This window comes from Kitasatospora sp. NPDC058184 (assembly GCF_042883725.1).
Lineage (GTDB): Bacteria > Actinomycetota > Actinomycetes > Streptomycetales > Streptomycetaceae > Kitasatospora.
This window is the reverse complement of sequence record NZ_JBHVVE010000003.1, coordinates 404,534-422,140: the sequence shown is the minus strand read 5'-3', so window position 1 is coordinate 422,140 and position 17,607 is coordinate 404,534. Positions and strand designations below refer to the sequence as shown.

Below are 17,607 nucleotides of genomic sequence, written 5' to 3'. Positions count from 1 at the left end.
GATTCAAAAACCAGAATGATGGCCACCATTAGCGGGTCAACGCCGAGCCGTTCCAGCCAAGAGTCAATTCAGCATTGCGTGCACGATCACCGATTAATAAGGTCGATTCCGAAGCCCGATCAGGGCCCAGGAATGCCAGGGAGAATCCCATGCGAAGCTTGACAAAGGCAGGAACGATCGCCGCGACGTCCCTGTTGTTACTCGGAGCGGGGGCCCTTCCCGCCGCCGCAGCAGCGGCGCCGTCGACGGGAGAGGCGCCGGCATCCATCCTGGACACCAGCAGGTGCACCAGCCTCAGCAACGGAACCCTCTGTGTCCGGATCAAGGACGCTCGATCGACCGTCGAGGTGACCTACTCGAAGAGCGCCGGAGGCGCTGTCACGGCGCGCTTCGGCTTCAACTACCAGGGCACCGACTACAACGATGCCGGGGCATTCAGCATCAACGCCGGGGAGACCAAGTCCTACGCCTGGCACAACCTCAACGTTCTCTGCAACAGCGTGGTGGGCTTCCTCAGCGTCACGGGCCAGGGACGTTTCCAAACCCCGGCGGTCAGCGACTGCTGACCCACGGTACTTCTACCACTCGGCAGACCTGACGCCGTCCAGCGTGGGGCCGCCGTGACCACTGCCGCTCCCGGTGCATTTCGCACCGGGAGCGGCAGTGCTCCGTCTCCTCGCACGCGGCGACGACGGCCCGGGCGTCCTTGAGCGCGATCGGACTCCGCTCGGTCCGGGTGCAGCCCGACTCTGTCGTGTACGGGCTGGATCGTGGCGGCACTCCGTCTCTTCTGCGCGGCGAGGCCATCCGTCCCGGCGCCGGCGGTCGGCGCCATCTTGGCCTGATGATCGCCCCCGTCGCGCGGCGGTAGCGGGGCGGGGGCTTCGGGTCAGCCCGGCCACCGGGCCGGGACGGTTGGACAGGGCGGGGGCAGGCGGGCTGTCTCCGGCAGTCGGCGGGTGGCTTTTTCGCTTTCCATCGACCTTCGGGCTCTGATAGGACAGCACCCGGCCCGATCGGGCCCATGTGCGCAGGGGGGGAACACGACATGTGGAAGACCAAGCGTCGGCACCGGGGGCGCGTCGCCTCGATGCTGGCTTCGGCGGTGGCGCTCGCCGCCGTGATGACGGCCGCGCCGGCCGGGGCCGCGCCCCGGGCCGTCACGGCTGAGGCGCCGACCGCCGGGCTGAACCTGATGCTGCGCGCCGATCCGGGGAAGGTCGTCCAGACCCGTCGGGCGCCGGACGGGACCTGGGACGCCGCCAGGGAGGTCCCGCAGTTCTACAGCTTCCGGTACTGGACGACCGTCGTCGACTCCGGACGGCTGCGGCTGCTCGGCCTCCGGTACTCCGGTCCGATGAGCACGCAGTTCGTCCAGTCGACGCAGCAGCCCGACGGCAGCTGGCCCGCGCCGACCCCGATGAAGGGCCTGGCGGAACTGCCCCTCTCCAGTCAGTACTTCCAGACCGGCAGGGCCGGCGCGGCGGTGGTGAACGGCCAGGTCCAGCTGGCGGCGATCGACCCCTCGGGCCGGCTCGTCCACACCGTGGAGGGCCCGGACGGGAACTGGCAGCCCTGGGGGGCGATCAGTGCCCCTCCGGGACTCGCCTCGGACCGGTTCTCCAGCCTCGCGACGGCCGAGGTGAACGGTGAACTCCACATCGTGGCCACCGTGTCGAACGACGGAAGCGTGCTCCACACCATCCGGCACGCGAACGGCACCTGGGACGGCTGGGGCAACATCATGGGCGCGGCCGGGACCCCCTCCCCGTGGGGTGCGCCGCACGACGTGGTCGCGGCGGGCATCAACGGACAGCTTCAGGTCGCCGTGGTGAACAACAGCCAGATCGCCGTCTACCACACGATCCGCACCTCCGACGGCAACTGGGGCGGCTGGGGGCCCATCGGCCAGCAGGTCCTCGACCAGCCCTTCTACGTGTGCGGCGCCGACGGCGCCAACGTGGACAACGAGCTGCACCTGGTGTTCGAGACCTGCACCAGCAGCGGCACGCTCTTCCACACCGTCCGCCACGCGAACGGCAGTTGGAACAAGGCCGGGTACGTCCAGGGTGCCGTCGACCTCTCCCCCTGGCGGCCGGTCCCGAACGGATCGGCCGCCGGCGGCTGACCGCGCCGGTGACGGTCGACCGGCCCGGGGCCGTCGCCCGGGCCGGCTGACCGTCACCCACCCGGGCGGCGCCGTCCGGGTGGGGGCGGGGTTATTCGTGGCGCAGGGCGTCCGGGCGCATCAGGCGCAGGAGTTGGGGCAGGCCGAGGGCGGTGGTGAGGAGGACGGCGCCCGTGGCGGTGGCGGTCATGGCGAGCAGGGAGGCCCAGTCGGTGTTCAGGGGGACGCCGGAGGAGTACTGGAGGACCGTTCCGGTCAGGAGGCCGGCGGCGGTGGCCAGGGCCAGGCCGAGGGCCATCGGGAGGAGGGTCTGCCACAGGACGGACAGGGCCAGGACGCGTCGGGGGGTGCCGACGGCGTTCAGGACGCCGAGGACGCGGCGCTGTTCGCGCAGCCGTTCCAGTTGGCCGACCAGCAGGCTGAGGGCGACCAGCAGGAGGGTGATCGCCGATCCGGCGGTCAGCAGGCGTTTGACGGCGAGGTAGGTGGCGTCGGGGGCGGGGTCGAGCGGGAATTCGGTGCGGGCCTGGGGGTCGATCGCCATGACGGCGGTGGTGAGGTGTTCGTTCGGGTCCGGGAGCGCGTCGGCGAGTGAGACCAGGACGGTGGCCGGCTGTCCGCGCAGGGCGTCGACGGGGACAGCGGCGGGGGTGAGCAGGAGCAGGCCCGATCCCATGCGGCCGTTGGGGTCGGCGTCCTGGACGGGGGCGACGGTGGCGGTCGGGGCGGGCAGGGGGAAGGGGGCCGGTTCGCCGGTGCCGCGGTAGTAGGCGGCGTGGACGGTCGTTCCGGGCGGGACGGGGTCGGTGCCGGGGCGGGCGGTCGGGCCCTGGAGGGCGAAGGCGTCGCCGTCCTCGCAGTGGGGCAGGGTGGCGAATCCGCGCAGGACGGCGCAGGAGGCGATGCGGACCGAGGGCAGTTCCCACGACTTGGCCGTGGCGCTCTCCAGGGCGAACTCGGTGTAGGCGGCGGTGGCCTGGATCCCGGGGCTGCGGGCGAGGCGGTCGGCGAGGGCCTCGGCGCTGGGGGCGCCGCCGGGGAAGGTCACCGATTGCCGGTAGGGGCCGGTGGTGGGCTGGGGCCGGGCGTACTGCTCGTACTGGGTGCTGATGCCGAGGAAGAGCGTCTGCAGGGCGATGGCGCCGGCGATGGCGACGACGACGCCGCTGACGGCGGTGGCGGCCGGTCCGGAGCCCGTCTGCAGGCGGCGGGTGGCGAGTTGCCAGGACAGGGGGCCGCCGCCGGCCCGTCGGGTGACGGCTTCGACGAACCAGGGCAGGAGGGTGCAGACGCCGGTGAGGGTGAGCAGCACGCCGAACGCGACGAGGAGCGAGCCGCAGGTGCCCTGGGCCGGGTCGGAGAGGGTGAGGGCGAAGACCGTCAGGGAGAGGCCGGCCAGTGGCAGCATGAGGCGCCATCCGATGCGGCGCCGGCCGGGGTCGGAGCGGCGGACGGTGCCGAGCGGGTCGAGGGCGGCCCGGCGCATGGCGAGCAGGGTGACGCCGACGGCCATGAGCGGGACGACGACGGCGATCGCGGCGGCGATGGCGGGCTGGGGTGCGACGTCCTCGGGGTAGAAGCTGAATCCGGCGAGGCGGACGCGTCCGATGAGCTGCCGGCCGAGGAGGAAGAGCGCCGTTCCCGCGGCCAGGCCCAGCACCGTTCCCACCAGGGACTCCCCCGCGGCGATCCGGGCGGTCATCCGGCGGTCGGCGCCGCCCAGGCGCAGTGCGGCGAGCCGGCGGTCGCGGCGTTCGCCGCCGAAGCGGGCGGCGGCGGCGAGGAAGACGCCGACCGGGGCGAGCATCACGGTCAGGCCGACGGCGTTGAGCAGGACCAGTTTGGGGTCCATGTCTTTGGGCGGTGAGAAGTGGCCGAACGCGGTGATCCGGACGGCGCCGGTGTCGACCGAGAGGTGGTCGCCGCCGAGGACGTAGTCGGCCTGGCCGGGTCCGAGCAGTCCGGCGGGGCCGATGGTGCCGGTCACGGGGTAGGGCAGGCGTTCGCGCAGCAGGTGGTTGGCGGGGTCCTTGAGGAGGTCGGCGAGGGCCGGGGAGACGGCCATCGTGCCGGGGGCCGGGTAGGCGGCGAGGCCGGGCGGGAGTGCGGCGTTCGGGCCTTCGGGTTGGACGACGCGGCCGCGGACGGGGGTGCCGTGGAAGGCGGTGTCGGCGGTGGCGACGAGGACGGTGCGGTCGCCGGGGGTGGGCAGGTCCTCGTCCCGGAAGGTGTCGTTCTGGGTGTAGAGGCGCTGGTCGCGGTGGTGGACGAGGCCGGGGAAGGAGGCGGTGAAGAGCAGGAGGGCCACGCCGAGGCCGACGCCGCAGGCGGTGAGCAGCAGGCGTCCCCAGCCGTCCCGTCCGCTGGTGACGGCGAGTCGGGCGCCGAGGGCGAGTTGGTCCAGGTGCGGTCGGCGGACCCGGGGGTCGGTGGCGCTCACCGGGTGGTGGCCAGGTCGCGGGTGCGGCCGTCGCGGACGACGATCTCGCGGTCGGCGTAGGCGGCGACCCGTACGTCGTGGGTGACGAGGACGACGGCGGCGCCGCTCTCGCGGGCGGCGCGGGTGAGCAGTTTCATGACGCGTTCGCCGTTGAGGGAGTCGAGGGCGCCGGTGGGTTCGTCGGCGAAGACGGCTCGGGGGCCGGTGATCAGGGCGCGGGCGGCGCCGACGCGTTGGCCCTGGCCGCCGGAGATCTCGCCGGGGCGTTTGGCGGCGGTGTCGGCGACTTCCAGGCGTTCCAGCCATTCGGCGGCGCGGGCTTCGGCGGCTTTGCGGCGGGTGCCGTTCAGGCGCAGCGGGAGGGCGACGTTCTCCAGGCAGGAGAGTTCGGGGACGAGTTGGCCGAACTGGAAGAGGAAGCCGAAGTGGGTGCGGCGCAGGGCGCTGAGTTCGCTGTCGGTGCTGGTGGTGAGGGAGCGGCCCTGGTAGGTGATGGTGCCCTGGTCGGGGCGGGTGATGCCGGCGAGGCAGTGCAGGAGGGTGGACTTGCCGGAGCCGGAGGGGCCCATGACGGCGACGAGTTCGCCGGCGGCGACGGTGAGCGAGGCGCCGGCGAGGGCCGGGGTGGGGCCGAAGGACTTGTGCAGGTCCTGGGCGTGGAGGAGGGGTTCGGCGGTGGTCAACGCGGGGTCTCCGTCAGGCGGGCGGTGAGGTCGTCGAGGCGGGCGGCGGTGAGTTCGAGCCAGCGCAGGTCGGCTTCGAGGTGGAACAGGGCGTGGTCGCAGATCAGTTCGTCGGCGAGGTCGCCGGCGAGTTTGCGGCGGGTCAGTTCGCGCATGGTCCGCAGGTGTTCGGCGCGTTGGGTGTCGAGGACGTCGGCGGCGGAGCGGCCGGTGAGGATGGCGAGCACGACCTTCTGGTAGAGGGTGCTCTGCAGGTAGGGCTGCGGGTCCTCGGGGTGGGCGAGCCAGTCGGCGAGGTCGGTGACGCCGGCGTCGGTGATGGCGTAGCGCTTGCGGTCCGGGCCGCCGCCGGCTTCCACGCCCTCGACGACGACGTGGCCGTTCTTCAGCAGGCGGGAGAGGGTGGCGTACACCTGTCCGTAGTGCAGGGCGCGGTCGCGGCCGAAGTGCTCGTCGTAGAGGCGTTTGATGTCGTAGCCGTGGCGGGGCTGGGCTTCCAGGAAGCCGAGGAGCATCTGTCCGAGTGACATGATCAAGGACTATACACACCATGTATACATGGCATGTATAGCGAGGTGCGGGGCTGCCGCCGGTGCGGGCTCCTCCAGCCCGGGGCCGCCGCCGGGCTCGGGGGAACGCCCCGGGGCGTGGAGGTGCCCCGGGGCGTGGCCGTCCGTCCGCGAAGGGTCAGCCGCGGCGGAGCGCGGTGAGCGGGGCGGGGGCGGTGCCGAGCCACCATGCCGGGTCGGCGCTGCCGTCGGTGGTGCGGCCGTCGCGGTGGACGTAGTGGCGCACGTCCCGTCCGGGGTCGGTGAACTCGCCGGCCAGGGCCCGCTCCAGCCACTCCGCCCCGAACCGGAAGACCTCGGCCGCCACTCCCCCGAGCGGGTGGAACTCGTCCTCGTAGACCCGCAGCTCCTTCGGCGCCCGGATGCGCTCGAAGCTCTCCAGGGCCTGGGCGAGGTCGGTGAGCTCGTCGAACTCGCCGATGCCGTGGAGCACCGGGCAGGCGATGTCGGCCACCAGGTCGCCGAGCGGCATGCGGTGGGCGAGGTCGCGGTCGAAGGCCTCCTCGTCGGTGTACCCGGCCATGTACATGTAGTTGTTCTTGAAGGTCGGCTGGGCGCGCTCGAAGATCGTGGCGAAGTCCCCGGTGACGGCCTCGAAGGCGGCGAGCGCGGCCAGGCGGCCGTCGGCGGCGGCGGCCCGGGAGCCCCAGTAGCCGCTCATCGAGATGCCGAACATGCCGATCCGGTCGGCGTCGACCTCCGGGAGCGCGGCCAGGTGGTCGAGGTAGCGGCCGATCGCCCGCTCGTAGTTGCCGAGGTCGACGGTCAGCCCGCCGGCGCGGCTCTCGCCCTGGCCCGGCCCCTCGATGGACAGCGCGACCATCCCGCGCGAGGTGTAGTAGCGCTCGGCCGCCCAGATGTAGTCCTCCTTGATCATGTCCATCCCGGGGCCGAGGATGACGGCCGGCGCGTTGCGGACCGGCCCGGCCGGCAGGTGCAGCAGGGCGAAGATCCGCGAGCCCTCGAAGTCCAGCTCCACCCGCCGCACCCGGCCCTCGCGCAGCGCGCCCAGGCGCTCCACGCAGTGGTTGGCGTGCTCGCGCATGGCCGCCTTGCGCGGGTCGGCGGCGTCGAAGAGCGAGTACTGCGCCCGGCCCCACATCACGGCCGCCCTCAGGTAGAGGTCGGCGGCGGTCTGCGCGAAGCCGCCGCGCTCGTGGTGGGCGGCGCGCTCCTCGGCCTGGCCGGCCACCGTCGCCCACGCCTTGGGCAGCATCGCGCCGCTCCTGACGAGGGCGAAGACCTTGGCGAAGTCGGTGTGGTCGTGGCCCAGCTGCTCCATGGTGCCGACGGCCTCGGGGTGCAGCGCGTCGAAGCCGCCCTGGGCGAGGGCGATGTCCAGGGCCCAGCTCTGGCCGGTGGAACGGACGGTCATGACGGTCTCCTCTACGGGGTCCGACGGGGGGATCCGGTTGCGGGTCCCCCGGCGGGATCCGATTGGCTAAGCACTTAATGAATAAGTACTTAGCTATTAAGTCCCGAGGCTAGGCTGCTGTCAACCCGACGAAGAGGACCGACCAATGGCCGAGCCGCCACCCACCGACGACCGCGCCCGGGCGCTCGACCGCCTGGCCCGCGCCGCCTACCGCCTCAGCGCCGCCGACGCCCGGCTGCGCGGACGCGCCACCCGCACCCCCGGCGCGCTCTCCCTCACCCACGCCCGGGCCCTGCGCACCCTGGCCGAACAGGGCCCCCTCAGCATCGGCGGGCTCGCCGCCGGCACCGAGACCACCGGCGCCGCCACCACCCAGCTGGTCAACGGCCTGGTCGCGGCCGGCTACGTCACCCGCACCCGCCAGCCCGAGGACAAGCGCTCCGTCCTGGTCGCCCTCACCGACACCGGCCGGGCCCTGCACGACCAGCGCCAGCGGGCGCTGGCCGACGCCCTGCACGGCGACCTGGGCGACTACGACGACGCCGCCCTCGACCGGGCCACCGAGGTGCTGCAGCGGCTGTCCGCCGTCTACGACCGGCTGTGACGCCCCGGACCCGCCGGGGCGGGGGCCGCCCCTGACGTCCGGGGGCGCCGGGGCTGGGCCGGATGCCGCTGTGCGGGTGCAGGGGGGCGGCGTTGCGGCGAGGTTGTGGAGGTGGACACCGTCATCGTGCTCGAACCCGATACGCCGACCAACGTGCGGATCCTCGGCCCCGGCCGCGTGCCGGCGGACCCCGAGAACCCGGTACGGATGGCGCACGCCGCCCCCGCGGAGGCCTCGGGCGTCTGCGGGCCGCTCACCCTGTGCGGCCTGCGCACCTCCGAGATGACCCTCGCCCCGCACCGCTCCCCCGGGCCCGGCCGGCCGCGCTGGAACACCTGCGGGGCGTGCCGCGACGCCGAGGGGGGCGCGACGGCCCGCGCCCCCGGTCCGGCGTAACCCGGCCCGGCCCCGGCCCCGGCCCGGGCGGGCCGCCCGGCGGGGTCAGGGGTCAGGGGTCAGGGGGCGGCGAACAGCCCGGGGAAGGACGGGGCCAGCCAGGGGCGGCGGCCCCAGGCGAGCACCTCGCCGCGCAGCAGGGCGCCGGGGGCGCTGCGCCGGCCCAGCGCGATGAGCAGGAACGCCACCGGTTCGACGAGGATCGTGCAGTCCGGGCGGCGGGGCGGGTCCTGGCTCACCGCGGCGGCGCCGTCCGTGAAGGTGACCGCGAACCCGTCCAGGCCCCGGCCGCGCAGCCGGTAGCAGGCGCTGTGGCCGGCCGCGGCGCGGGCGTCCGTCACCCGCGGCATGACCGTGCGCACGAACGGCATCGCCAGCCCGACCCGGCGCCGGTCGATCGGGTGCGGGCGGCCGAGGGCGACGGCGATGTCGTAGAGGTGGCCCAGCATGTGGGTCAGCAGGTAGGCGCCGAGGGTGTCCAGGTCCATCCGGCCGAGCGGGGTCGACACCGGCTCGGTGCCCGCGCGCGGGGCGGCCGCCACGGTGAACTCCCGTGCCCGCCGGGCGATCTCCTCGGCGAGCACGTCCGGGTCCCGTTCGGGCCGCTCGGCCAGCGAGGCCGCGTTCGCCGCGGCCAGCGAGCCCGGGGTGCCGTCCCCGTACGGCCGTTCCTCGCCGGCGGCCAGCGCGGCCATCAGCTCGTTGGCCATCGCCAGGTGGGCGGCCGCCTCGGCGACCGTCCACTCGGCGCCGGGGATCCGGGTGTCGCCGCGGCAGCCGGCGAGCAGGGCGACGGCCTCGTCGCCGACCGCGGTGACCTCTTCGAAGAGCGCGGTGCGCGCGGCACCGGGAGAGTGCGGGGGGAGAGTCATGGAGGTGAAGCGTGGACGAGTGCCGCGCCGCTGTCCAGGTCCCCGCACCGCCCGGGGCACCGGGCCGACTCCCGGACCGGCTCGCGGGTCCGCGCCCGCAGGCAACCCGAACCGCCCCCCGACGCGTCGAGCTGCCGTGAGAGCAAGAACGAACACGCGGCCCGGGCGGCCGCCACGGCAGACGGGGACGGCACGGACACCATGGCGGGGACGACGGCAGGATGACGAACGCGACACCGCCGGACTTCGAGGAGTTCGTCGCCGCCTGCGGGCCCAAGCTCCTGCGCACCGCCTGGCTGCTGACCGGCGACCCGCACCAGGCCGAGGACCTGCTGCAGACGGCGCTCGCCAAGGTCTGGCCCAAATGGACGCGCATCGCCCCCGACCGGCCCGAGGCGTACCTGCGGAAGGTCCTGGTGAACTGCCACGTCTCCTGGTGGCGGCGGCGCTGGACCGGGGAGCTGCCGCACGGCGAACTGCCGGAGCCGCCGCCGGGCCCGGACCCGTACGACGGGGTGGTGCTCGGCCGGGTGGTCGCCGAGGCGGTGCGGTCGCTGCCGCCGCGTCAGCGGGCCGTGGTGGTGCTGCGCTTCTTCGAGGACCTCAGCGTCGAGGAGACCGCCGAGGTGCTGCGCTGCAGCACGGGCACCGTCAAGAGCCAGACGCACCGGGCGCTGGCCGGCCTGCGCGGCCGGCTGCCGGCCCGGGAACTCCTGCTGGACGGGGGACCCCGTGAACGGCGCTGACCTGCTCGACCCGTACGGTCCGGGCGACGGCGGGCCCGACGACGAGGAGGAGCTGCGGATCCTGCTCCACCGGGCCGTCCCCGCCCTCGGTTCGCCGGAGGACCGGATGGAGCGCGTCCTCGCCCGGGTCGAGCGGTCCAGGCGCCGCCGGCGGGCGGCCGGGCTCGCCGCGGGCCTCACCGCCGGACTCACCGCCGCCGTGCTGGCCGCCGCGCCCGCGCTCGCGCCGGCACCGGTGCGGGGGGCCGCGACGGGGCCCGCGGGCTCCGTGTCCGCCCCGGTCCTGTCGCCCCCGGCGGCGGCGCCGGCCCCGTCGGTCTCGCCCGCCCCGACGGTGCCGGGGGAACCGTCCGCCGGGAGCGGGGCGACGGTCTTCTTCCCCCGGCTGCCCGAGATGGTCCTCGACCCGCCGGTGAACTGGCACGCCCTGGCCGCGTCGAGCGCCGACCCCCGGGAGCGGTTCGGCTACCTCGGCACCCAGCCGCTGGGGGCGGCCCCGTCGTGCGCGACGGTCGCGGCCCGCTGCCCGCTCGCCGGGCGGCTGGCCGTGGACGGCGCCGTCCTCGCGTTCCGGCTGGTGGACGGCCAGGGGCTGGCCGAGAAGCTCGGCCCGGACCCGTCCGGGCTGGGCGACACGGCCCTCGACAAGGAGTGCGCGGCGCTCGGCGGCGACCGCGAGCTGACCGGCCTGCGCGCCATCGACCGCGACGGCCCCGCCGCGGTGGTGGAGGTGACGGCCTGCCTGCGGCAGGCCTCCGACCCGACGGTGCGCCAGGCGCGGCAGGCCTTCGACTCCGTCCGCTCCGCCCCGCCGGGCGGCCGCTCGCCGGGCCCCACGGGCCGGGCGGCAACGCCGTAGGCCCCGCCGTCCGGCCCCTCGCCACGCGCGAGGGGCCGGGCGGCATCCCGGGCCGCCGCTGAATTCCGCGGCATTCCGCGGTATTCCCTGCCGTTCGGCGGGGGGACTCCCCCGCCGGACGGACGGGATTATCCAAGGGGTTTTCCGAAAGGGAAAAGGATGCACTCGCTGCGAAAACCGCATTACTCGACGTAATGTCGATCATGGATTCCGCCGCCTCGCGCCGCCCTTGGCCGGGGCCCGGGTCCACGTCAATTCCGGTGTACGGCACGGGATTTCGCCGATCCCCGCGTGACCGGCGGGGGTGCCGGGAAATGCCGGACGCCGGCGGATTCACCTGACCGATCCTCATCGGTTCACCCGGTTGTCGATTTCGCGGAAACTGTTCGTCGCTATACGATCCTTCAGGAATCGGATCCTGATCCCCGGCCGGACCGGCAGACCCGCAGTCGCCGCACCGGCCCGGGCAGAAGCGCGTTCCGCCCGTCCCCCCGCACGAACGCACTCCAGGTGACCATGCATCCCCACACCGCCCACATCGACGGGTTCCACTACGGCTGGATCAACCCGGTCCTGTCCTACCTCATCGCCTGCACCGGCGCGGCGCTCGGACTGCGCTGCACCGTACGGGCCCTGACCCTGCCGCCGGCCCGCCGCCTGGGGTGGCTGCTGCTGTCCGCGGTCGAACTCGGCTGCGGCATCTGGACCATGCACTTCATGGCGATGATGGGCTTCGCCGTCACCGGCTCGTCCGTCGTCTACCGCGTCCCCGAGACCCTCGGCAGCCTCCTGCTGGCCATCGTCGTCGTCGGCGCCGGCGTCCTGTACGTCGGCTACCGCCGCAGGACGCTCGCCTCCCTGCTGATCGGCGGCACCGTCACCGGCTGCGGTGTCGCGGCCATGCACTACCTCGGCATGGCCGCCATGCAGGTCCAGGGCGTGGTCTCCTACGACCCCGTCCTGGTGGCCGTCTCCATCGCCATCGCCGTGGCCGCCGCCACCGCGGCGCTGTGGATGACCCTCAACATCACCGGCTTCGCCGCCTCGCTGGTCGCCTCCCTGATCGCCGGGGTCGCGGTCACCGCCATGCACTACACCGGGATGGCCTCCGTCTCCGTCCGGCTGGACGACCGGCTCCTGCCCGCCGGCCTGCCCGCCTCCCAGTTCGTCGTCCCGCTCGCCGTCGCCATCATGGCCGTCATCGCGATCGGCGGGTTCGTCCTCACCCTCTCCCCGCAGGACCCGGTCGACGTGCCGGCCCGGGAGCCGCTGCGCGTCAAGCTCTTCGACCGCGGCGCCTGACCGGCCCGCCGTGCCGCGCGCACGGCACCGACGCCCCGGGGGCGGCCCGGACAACGGGCCGCCCCCGGGGCGTTTGGCGCGTACGGCTGCGCCGCGGCCCGTCCCCCTCGACGGGCCGCGGCGCAGCGGCTTCACGGGGTGTCAGCGCGTGCGGGTCACACGGCCTGCCACAGCGCCGGGACGTTCGGCGGCTCCCAGCCGACCATGGCGGTGTGGCCCTGGAGGCAGCGGTAGGAGGCGCCGTTGTAGGTCACGACGTCGCCCGCCTGGTAGGTGGTGCCGGCGGTCCAGGTGCCGCCGGGGTTGGGGTTGCCCCCGCCGCCGACGGTGAGGCTGTACTGGGCGATGTGGGTGGTGGCGCCGGCGGTGCCGGTGACGGTGATCTGGTAGGTCCCGGTCGCGGCGCTGGAGGCGGCGGACAGGGTCAGGGTGGAGGAGGAACCGGCCTGCACCGACGAGGGGTTGAAGCTCGCGGTGACGCCCGCCGGGAGGCCGGAGGCGGTGAGGCTCACGGTCTGGGCGGTGCCGGAGGTGACGGCGGTGCTCACCGTGGAGGTGGTGGAGGCGCCGGGCTGGGCGGAGCCGGAGGCCGGGCCGAGGGAGAGCGAGAAGTCGTTGCTGCCGTTGTTGGAGCAGGTGGGGTCGCCGCTCTGGGCGGGGACGCTGACGGCGTCCCAGGCGGCCTTGGCCCGGTTGAAGAAGGTGCAGGTCGGGTCGAGGCTCTTGGCGGCGGTCAGGGTGGCGGTGCGGTAGCGCTTGTAGGTCATGCCGCTGGTCTTGAGCAGCATGCCGCCGTAGAAGACCCGGCCGGCGTCCTTGATGCCGATGCCGGTGACGGAGGAGTTGTTGCAGGTGGGGCTGGTGGGCTTGCCGCCGCCGGGGTTGGAGCCCTCGGCGAGCAGGTAGAACCAGTGGTTGAGCGGGCCGGCCGCCGCGTGCTCCTCGGTCTGCGGGATGGAGGAGGAGTAGCAGTTGGGGTTGTTGCTCACCAGGGAGGGGTTGTACATGTTGCGGATCGGGCCGTTGCCGACCAGGTTGATCATCTCGCCGACGGTGTAGTCCGGGGAGTCGTACGGGGCGGGCTCGTTGGCGTACGACTCGGTCAGCGCGCCCATGATGTCGCCGGTGGCCTCGCCCAGGCCGGACTCGTTGTTGGCGCCGCCGGGGGTGTACTGGTCGATGCCGTGGCCGAACTCGTGGCCGACGACGTCGATGGAGGCGATCCACTTGTTGGCCTGGCTGTGGCCGATGGATATCGTGCTGCCGTCCCAGTAGGCGTTGACGTCGTTGAGGCCGACCTTGACCGGCCAGCTGCCGCCGTTGCCGTTGTGCCCGTTGCGACCGAGCCAGTCGCGGAGCATGTCCCATTCCTTCTGGGCCGCGAACATCGCGTCGCCGCAGCCGGTCTCCTTGCTGGAGGCGCTGCCGGTGCCCCAGGAGTCGCTGGACTTGGAGAAGACCTGGCCGGTGCTGTAGTCGGAGCAGGACAGGCCGGGCCGGTTGGGGTCGCGCAGCGAGTAGGAGCCGCCGGAGTTGGTGGTGCTGATGGTGACGGGCGCGGGGCCGTTCCACTCGCTGTTGATGGTGCCGGCGCGCACGTCGTCGTAGCTGTCGACGACCTCGCCGGTGGTGGCGTCCACGAAGACGTGCAGGCGGCTGGGGGCGCTGCCCTTGTGGCCGGTGAGGACGGTCTCCCAGGCCAGGCGGCCGGTGCCGTCCTTGACGCGCACGACCAGGCGGCGGGACTCGACGGAGTCGACGGCGGCCAGCTTGGTGCGGGCGGTCTTCTCGGCGTGCTCGGCGCTGACCTGCGGGGCGGTCGAGCCGCCGACGGGGCCGGTGGCGGCGGACTGCAGGGCGCGGACCTTGCCCTGGGAGTCGGCGAGGACGACCGCGTCGCCGCCGACCACGGGCAGGCCGTGGTAGCTGCGCTCGTAGGAGACGGAGTAGAGGCCGCCGAGCCAGGGGGTGACGGTCTTGCGCTCGTAGGTCTCGCCCGGGCCCTTGGCCAGCGCGTCCAGTCCGGCCGCGGCGACGGCGTCGGCGGCGTTGACGGCGGCGGCCAGGGCGCTCGGCGGCGCCGGGGAGGGGGTGGGCGCGGCGGTGGCCGGGCCCGTGGCGGCGGCGATCATGCCGGCCAGCACGGTCAGGGTGGTCGCCGTGGTCAGCAACCTGCCTGCGGTGACTCTGCGTTGCATCGAGGCTCCTCGCATGTGGGGGTCCTCGACCGCGGACGGTAGGGGCTGGTGGCGCGCCGCGCAGCCGTATCCGGGGGACGGCCGTGCGGGCCGTCCGCGCTCGGGTGCCCGAACCCTCACACGGCGTCATGCTCGGGTCAATGCCCGGTGCGCGCGGGGCGGTGGGTTGGCGAATTCCGTCAAGCCGGGCGGTCCGGTTCGGCGCCAACCTGGGCTTTTGTCCCAGTGGTTGAGACCACGTCAGGTGACGGGCCATGATCGGACGGCGACCGGTCGGGGCGGGCCGGCGGCGGTGGGCCGGGCCGGTGGGCGGGCCCCCGGGGCCGCCCGGCCATGGGGCCCCGGACGCTCCCCCGGCGGCGCCCCGGGCGGGCCGGCGCCGCGGGGGCGCGGAGGCGGGCCGGTCGGCGCCGGGGCCGCGGGCACGACGGCGGGACCGGGAATCCGGTAGCAGGCTGTGACGGGGCGGAAACCCACAGCGCTTGACAGCCCCTCGCCCGGGGGCGCGTACTGGAACGAGGACAAACAGCAGACAGGGCCCTGTGCTCCGGATATCCGTCGGATACCGCGGCCGGTGCGAAAGCGGCGACAGGGCGTGCTGGGATCTCGATACCCCCTCGCGCCGCCTTCGGCCCGGTGCCCGACGGCGGTTTTCGCGTGCGGGCACCGCGCCGCCGCCGTTCGGACGGTGCGCCCGCGGTGGCGCCGCCGGAGCCCGTGGCCCGTCCGAGGGGCCGCCATGAGACCGACGTCGAGACCGACCGATGTTCGAACGCGGGAGGACGGTACCGGCGATCCGCCCACGGGGCGCCGCCGCACCGTCGCCCTGCCGCGCGTCCTTCACGCGAGCCCTGGCATCCGCCGTCCGACGGGGTGCCGCACGGCGGCTCGTCCACGGAAAGGCGGGCACCATGGTGCTCGATTCGACCACGCTGCACTCGAGCATCGAGGACCCGGTTCTCGACCGGATGAACTTCCTCAACGAGATCACGTCCAGCTACCCGGACGCGGTGTCCTTCGCGCCGGGCCGCCCCTATGACGGATTCTTCGAGGTCGAGGAGGTCCACACCTACCTGCGCCGGTACGCGGCCTACCTGGAGAGCCGGGGCGCGGGGCCGGCCGAAGTGCGCAGCGGCTTCTACCAGTACGGGCCGGCGGCGGGGCAGATCCGGGAGCTGATCGCCTACTCGCTGCGGCAGGACGAGGGGTTCGAGGTCGCGCCCGAGGCGATCGTGGTGACGGTCGGTGCGCAGGAGGCGATGTTCCTGGTGCTGCGCGCGCTGTTCGCGACGCCCGAGGACGTGCTGCTGCTCGTGACCCCCTGTTATGTCGGGATCATGGGGGCCGCGCGGCTGCTGGACATCCCGGTGGTCGCGGTGCCGGAGCGTGACGGGCGGCTGGTGGTGGCGGACCTGGACGCGGCGGTGCGGGCGCAGCGGGCGGCGGGCCGCCGGCCGCGGGCCGTGTACGTGGTGCCGGACCACGCCAATCCGACCGGGTCGACGCTGGACCTTCCGACGCGTACCGGGCTGCTGGAGCTGGCCGGGCGCCAGGGTCTGCTCGTCCTGGAGGACAGTCCCTACCGGTTGAGCGGCCCGGGGCCGCGGTGCCCGATGCTCAAGGCGCTCGACACGTCGAGGAGCGTGATCCAGCTCGGCACCTATTCCAAGACGGTGTTCCCCGGTGCGCGGGTCGGCTACGTGGTGGCCGACCAGGAGGTGCGCGACGGGCGCGGCGGGATCCGGCTGCTGGCGCGGGACCTGGCGAAGGTGAAGAGCATGGTGACGGTGAACACGTCCTCGCTCAGCCAGGCGGCCGCGGCGGGTGCGCTGCTGGGTTCGGACGGGCGGCTGTCGGTGCTGAACGCGAGGGCGGCCGAGCACTACCGGCGCAGCATGGCCGCGACGCTCGCGCAGTTGGAGCGGTGGCTGCCGGAGCGGCGGCGCCGGGAGCTGGGGGTGGGCTGGAACCGGCCCGACGGCGGTTTCTTCCTCACGCTGCGCACCGGTTTCCGGACCGGTACGGCGGCGCTGGAGCGGTCGGCCCGGGAGTTCGGGGTGATCTGGACGCCGATGGAGTTCTTCCATCCGCACGGCGGGGGCGAGCGGGACATCCGGCTGTCGATCAGCTACCTGACGCCCGGGCAGGTGGTCGAGGGCGTCGAGCGGCTGGTGCGGTTCGTGGAGACGCTCAGTGAGGAGACGCGCGGCGGTGGGGCGCGCGGTGGTGGACGCACGGTGGCGACGTGCCCGGTACCCGGAACGGAGAGTGACGCACCATGACCACGGCCCTGGACCGAGCGCCGGCCGCCACGGTCCCGCGCATCGTGAGCGTGGGCACCGCCGTGCCGCCCGAGCACTACTCCCAGGAGGAGCTGCTGGACCTGTTCGGGATCACCGACCGCCGGGTGCGCTCGGTGTTCCTGCTGGGCTCCATCCGGCAGCGTTCGCTGGTGCTGCCGCCGGCGGCGCCGGACGGCACCAGGCTCCGGGAGAGCCAGGGCGACCTGCTGGACAAGCACAAGGCGTGGGCCGTGAGCATGGGGGCGGACGCGCTGCAGCTGTGCCTCAAGCGGATCGGGGCCGACCTGTCGGAGGTGGCGTACCTGTGCTGCGTGACCTCGACCGGCTTCCTGACGCCGGGGCTGAGCGCGCTGCTGATCCGCGAGCTGGGCATGGACTGGCACACCGCGCGGGCCGACATCGTCGGCATGGGCTGCAACGCCGGGCTCAACGCGCTGGCGGTGGTGGGCAACTGGGCGGCGGCGAACCCGGGCCGGCTGGCCGTGATGGTCTGCTCGGAGGCCTGCTCGGCCGCGTACACGATGGACACCACGATGCGCACGGCCGTGGTGAACAGCCTGTTCGGCGACGGCGCCGCGGCGGTGGCGGTGGTGGCGGACCCGGTGAACGACGGGCGCCGCCCGGCGGAGGGGGCCGAGGACGAGGAGGCCGAGGAGGAGGGGCCCGGCCGCCGGCTGGAGGGGCCCCGGATCCTGCGGACCGCGAGCGTGACCATCGTCGACGCGATCGACGCGATGCGCTACGACTGGGACCGCGACCAGGGCCGCTTCAGCTTCTTCCTGGACCCGCAGGTCCCCTACCTGGTCGGCGCGCACGTGGAGGGGGTCGTCGACCGGCTGCTGGCGGGCACCTCGCTGCGCCGCGACGACGTCGCGCACTGGCTGGTGCACTCCGGCGGCAAGAAGGTCATCGACGCGGTCGCCGTCAACCTCGGGCTGACCCGGCACGACCTGCGGCACACCATCACCGTGCTGCGCGACTTCGGCAACGTCTCCAGCGGCTCGTTCCTCTTCTCCTACGACCGGCTCCTGAGGGAGGGCGTGGTCCGCGACGGCGACTACGGCGTGCTGATGACCATGGGGCCGGGTTCGACGATCGAGTCCGCGCTCATCCAGTGGTGAACCGACCCTAG

At 73.9% G+C, this 17,607-nt stretch carries 15 protein-coding genes; 9 read left to right on the top strand and 6 right to left on the bottom strand.

What is annotated here, in order from left to right; all coding sequences use genetic code 11:
* Positions 1-149: 149 nt before the first annotated feature.
* Together ACFVXH_RS08250 and ACFVXH_RS08245 are read left to right on the top strand one after the other, a co-directional pair.
* On the top strand, positions 150-566 hold the full coding sequence (locus ACFVXH_RS08250) for a hypothetical protein (protein WP_387821483.1): 417 nt from the start codon (positions 150-152) through the stop codon (positions 564-566).
* A gap of 482 nt (positions 567-1,048) precedes the next feature.
* Entirely contained in the window at positions 1,049-2,128 is a 1,080-nt protein-coding gene (locus tag ACFVXH_RS08245; RefSeq protein WP_074005413.1) for a hypothetical protein, read from the top strand.
* A gap of 91 nt (positions 2,129-2,219) precedes the next feature.
* On the opposite strand, the gene ACFVXH_RS08240 is transcribed toward ACFVXH_RS08245, so the two are convergent.
* The 4 genes from ACFVXH_RS08240 to ACFVXH_RS08225 form a co-directional block, all read right to left on the bottom strand.
* Positions 2,220-4,568 (bottom strand): FtsX-like permease family protein, encoded by a 2,349-nt coding sequence (locus tag ACFVXH_RS08240; protein WP_387821480.1) that lies wholly within the window; start codon positions 4,566-4,568, stop codon positions 2,220-2,222.
* Positions 4,565-5,251 (bottom strand): ABC transporter ATP-binding protein, encoded by a 687-nt coding sequence (locus ACFVXH_RS08235; protein WP_049654433.1) that lies wholly within the window; start codon positions 5,249-5,251, stop codon positions 4,565-4,567. The genes ACFVXH_RS08240 and ACFVXH_RS08235 overlap by 4 nt, the downstream gene beginning before the upstream one ends.
* Complete coding sequence (locus ACFVXH_RS08230) at positions 5,248-5,781, bottom strand: PadR family transcriptional regulator (protein WP_117484913.1); 534 nt, start codon at positions 5,779-5,781, stop codon at positions 5,248-5,250. Before ACFVXH_RS08230 ends, ACFVXH_RS08235 begins: the two co-directional genes overlap by 4 nt.
* A 157-nt stretch (positions 5,782-5,938) precedes the next feature.
* Positions 5,939-7,195 (bottom strand): alpha/beta hydrolase, encoded by a 1,257-nt coding sequence (locus tag ACFVXH_RS08225; RefSeq protein WP_117484915.1) that lies wholly within the window; start codon positions 7,193-7,195, stop codon positions 5,939-5,941.
* Positions 7,196-7,340: 145 nt separating this feature from the next.
* Between ACFVXH_RS08225 and ACFVXH_RS08220 the strand changes: the two genes are divergently transcribed.
* Together ACFVXH_RS08220 and ACFVXH_RS08215 are read left to right on the top strand one after the other, a co-directional pair.
* Positions 7,341-7,799, top strand: coding sequence for a MarR family winged helix-turn-helix transcriptional regulator (locus ACFVXH_RS08220; RefSeq protein ID WP_387821475.1), 459 nt, complete (start codon positions 7,341-7,343; stop codon positions 7,797-7,799).
* Positions 7,800-7,910: 111 nt separating this feature from the next.
* Positions 7,911-8,195 carry a hypothetical protein gene (locus ACFVXH_RS08215; RefSeq protein ID WP_387821472.1) on the top strand — a complete coding sequence of 95 codons (285 nt, stop codon included), beginning with the start codon at positions 7,911-7,913 and terminating at the stop codon, positions 8,193-8,195.
* 59 nt (positions 8,196-8,254) lie between these two features.
* Here ACFVXH_RS08215 and ACFVXH_RS08210 read toward each other — a convergent pair whose 3' ends face one another.
* Complete coding sequence (locus tag ACFVXH_RS08210; protein ID WP_074005407.1) at positions 8,255-9,067, bottom strand: maleylpyruvate isomerase family mycothiol-dependent enzyme; 813 nt, start codon at positions 9,065-9,067, stop codon at positions 8,255-8,257.
* A gap of 221 nt (positions 9,068-9,288) precedes the next feature.
* On the opposite strand from ACFVXH_RS08210, the gene ACFVXH_RS08205 reads away from it, so the two are divergent.
* The 3 genes from ACFVXH_RS08205 to ACFVXH_RS08195 all read left to right on the top strand — a co-directional run bounded on the left by ACFVXH_RS08205 (position 9,289) and on the right by ACFVXH_RS08195 (position 11,974).
* Positions 9,289-9,813, top strand: a complete 525-nt coding sequence (locus ACFVXH_RS08205; RefSeq protein ID WP_074005406.1) for a SigE family RNA polymerase sigma factor — start codon at positions 9,289-9,291, stop codon at positions 9,811-9,813.
* Positions 9,800-10,672 (top strand): hypothetical protein, encoded by an 873-nt coding sequence (locus tag ACFVXH_RS08200; RefSeq protein ID WP_387821468.1) that lies wholly within the window; start codon positions 9,800-9,802, stop codon positions 10,670-10,672. Before ACFVXH_RS08205 ends, ACFVXH_RS08200 begins: the two co-directional genes overlap by 14 nt.
* A 516-nt stretch (positions 10,673-11,188) precedes the next feature.
* Positions 11,189-11,974, top strand: a complete 786-nt coding sequence (locus ACFVXH_RS08195; protein ID WP_049659004.1) for an MHYT domain-containing protein — start codon at positions 11,189-11,191, stop codon at positions 11,972-11,974.
* A 155-nt stretch (positions 11,975-12,129) separates the two neighbouring features.
* Here the strand turns inward: ACFVXH_RS08195 and ACFVXH_RS08190 are convergent, their stop codons facing one another.
* A complete protein-coding gene (locus ACFVXH_RS08190; protein WP_387821655.1) occupies positions 12,130-14,142 on the bottom strand; it encodes a M4 family metallopeptidase in 2,013 nt (670 codons plus the stop codon).
* Positions 14,143-15,083: 941 nt separating this feature from the next.
* Between ACFVXH_RS08190 and ACFVXH_RS08185 the strand changes: the two genes are divergently transcribed.
* The gene (locus tag ACFVXH_RS08185; RefSeq protein ID WP_387821465.1) at positions 15,084-16,454 is read left to right on the top strand and encodes a PLP-dependent aminotransferase family protein; all 1,371 of its coding nucleotides are present in this window, start codon (positions 15,084-15,086) and stop codon (positions 16,452-16,454) included.
* Positions 16,451-17,596 carry a 3,5-dihydroxyphenylacetyl-CoA synthase DpgA gene (dpgA, locus tag ACFVXH_RS08180; protein WP_387821462.1) on the top strand — a complete coding sequence of 382 codons (1,146 nt, stop codon included), beginning with the start codon at positions 16,451-16,453 and terminating at the stop codon, positions 17,594-17,596. Before ACFVXH_RS08185 ends, dpgA begins: the two co-directional genes overlap by 4 nt.
* Positions 17,597-17,607 lie beyond the last annotated feature (11 nt).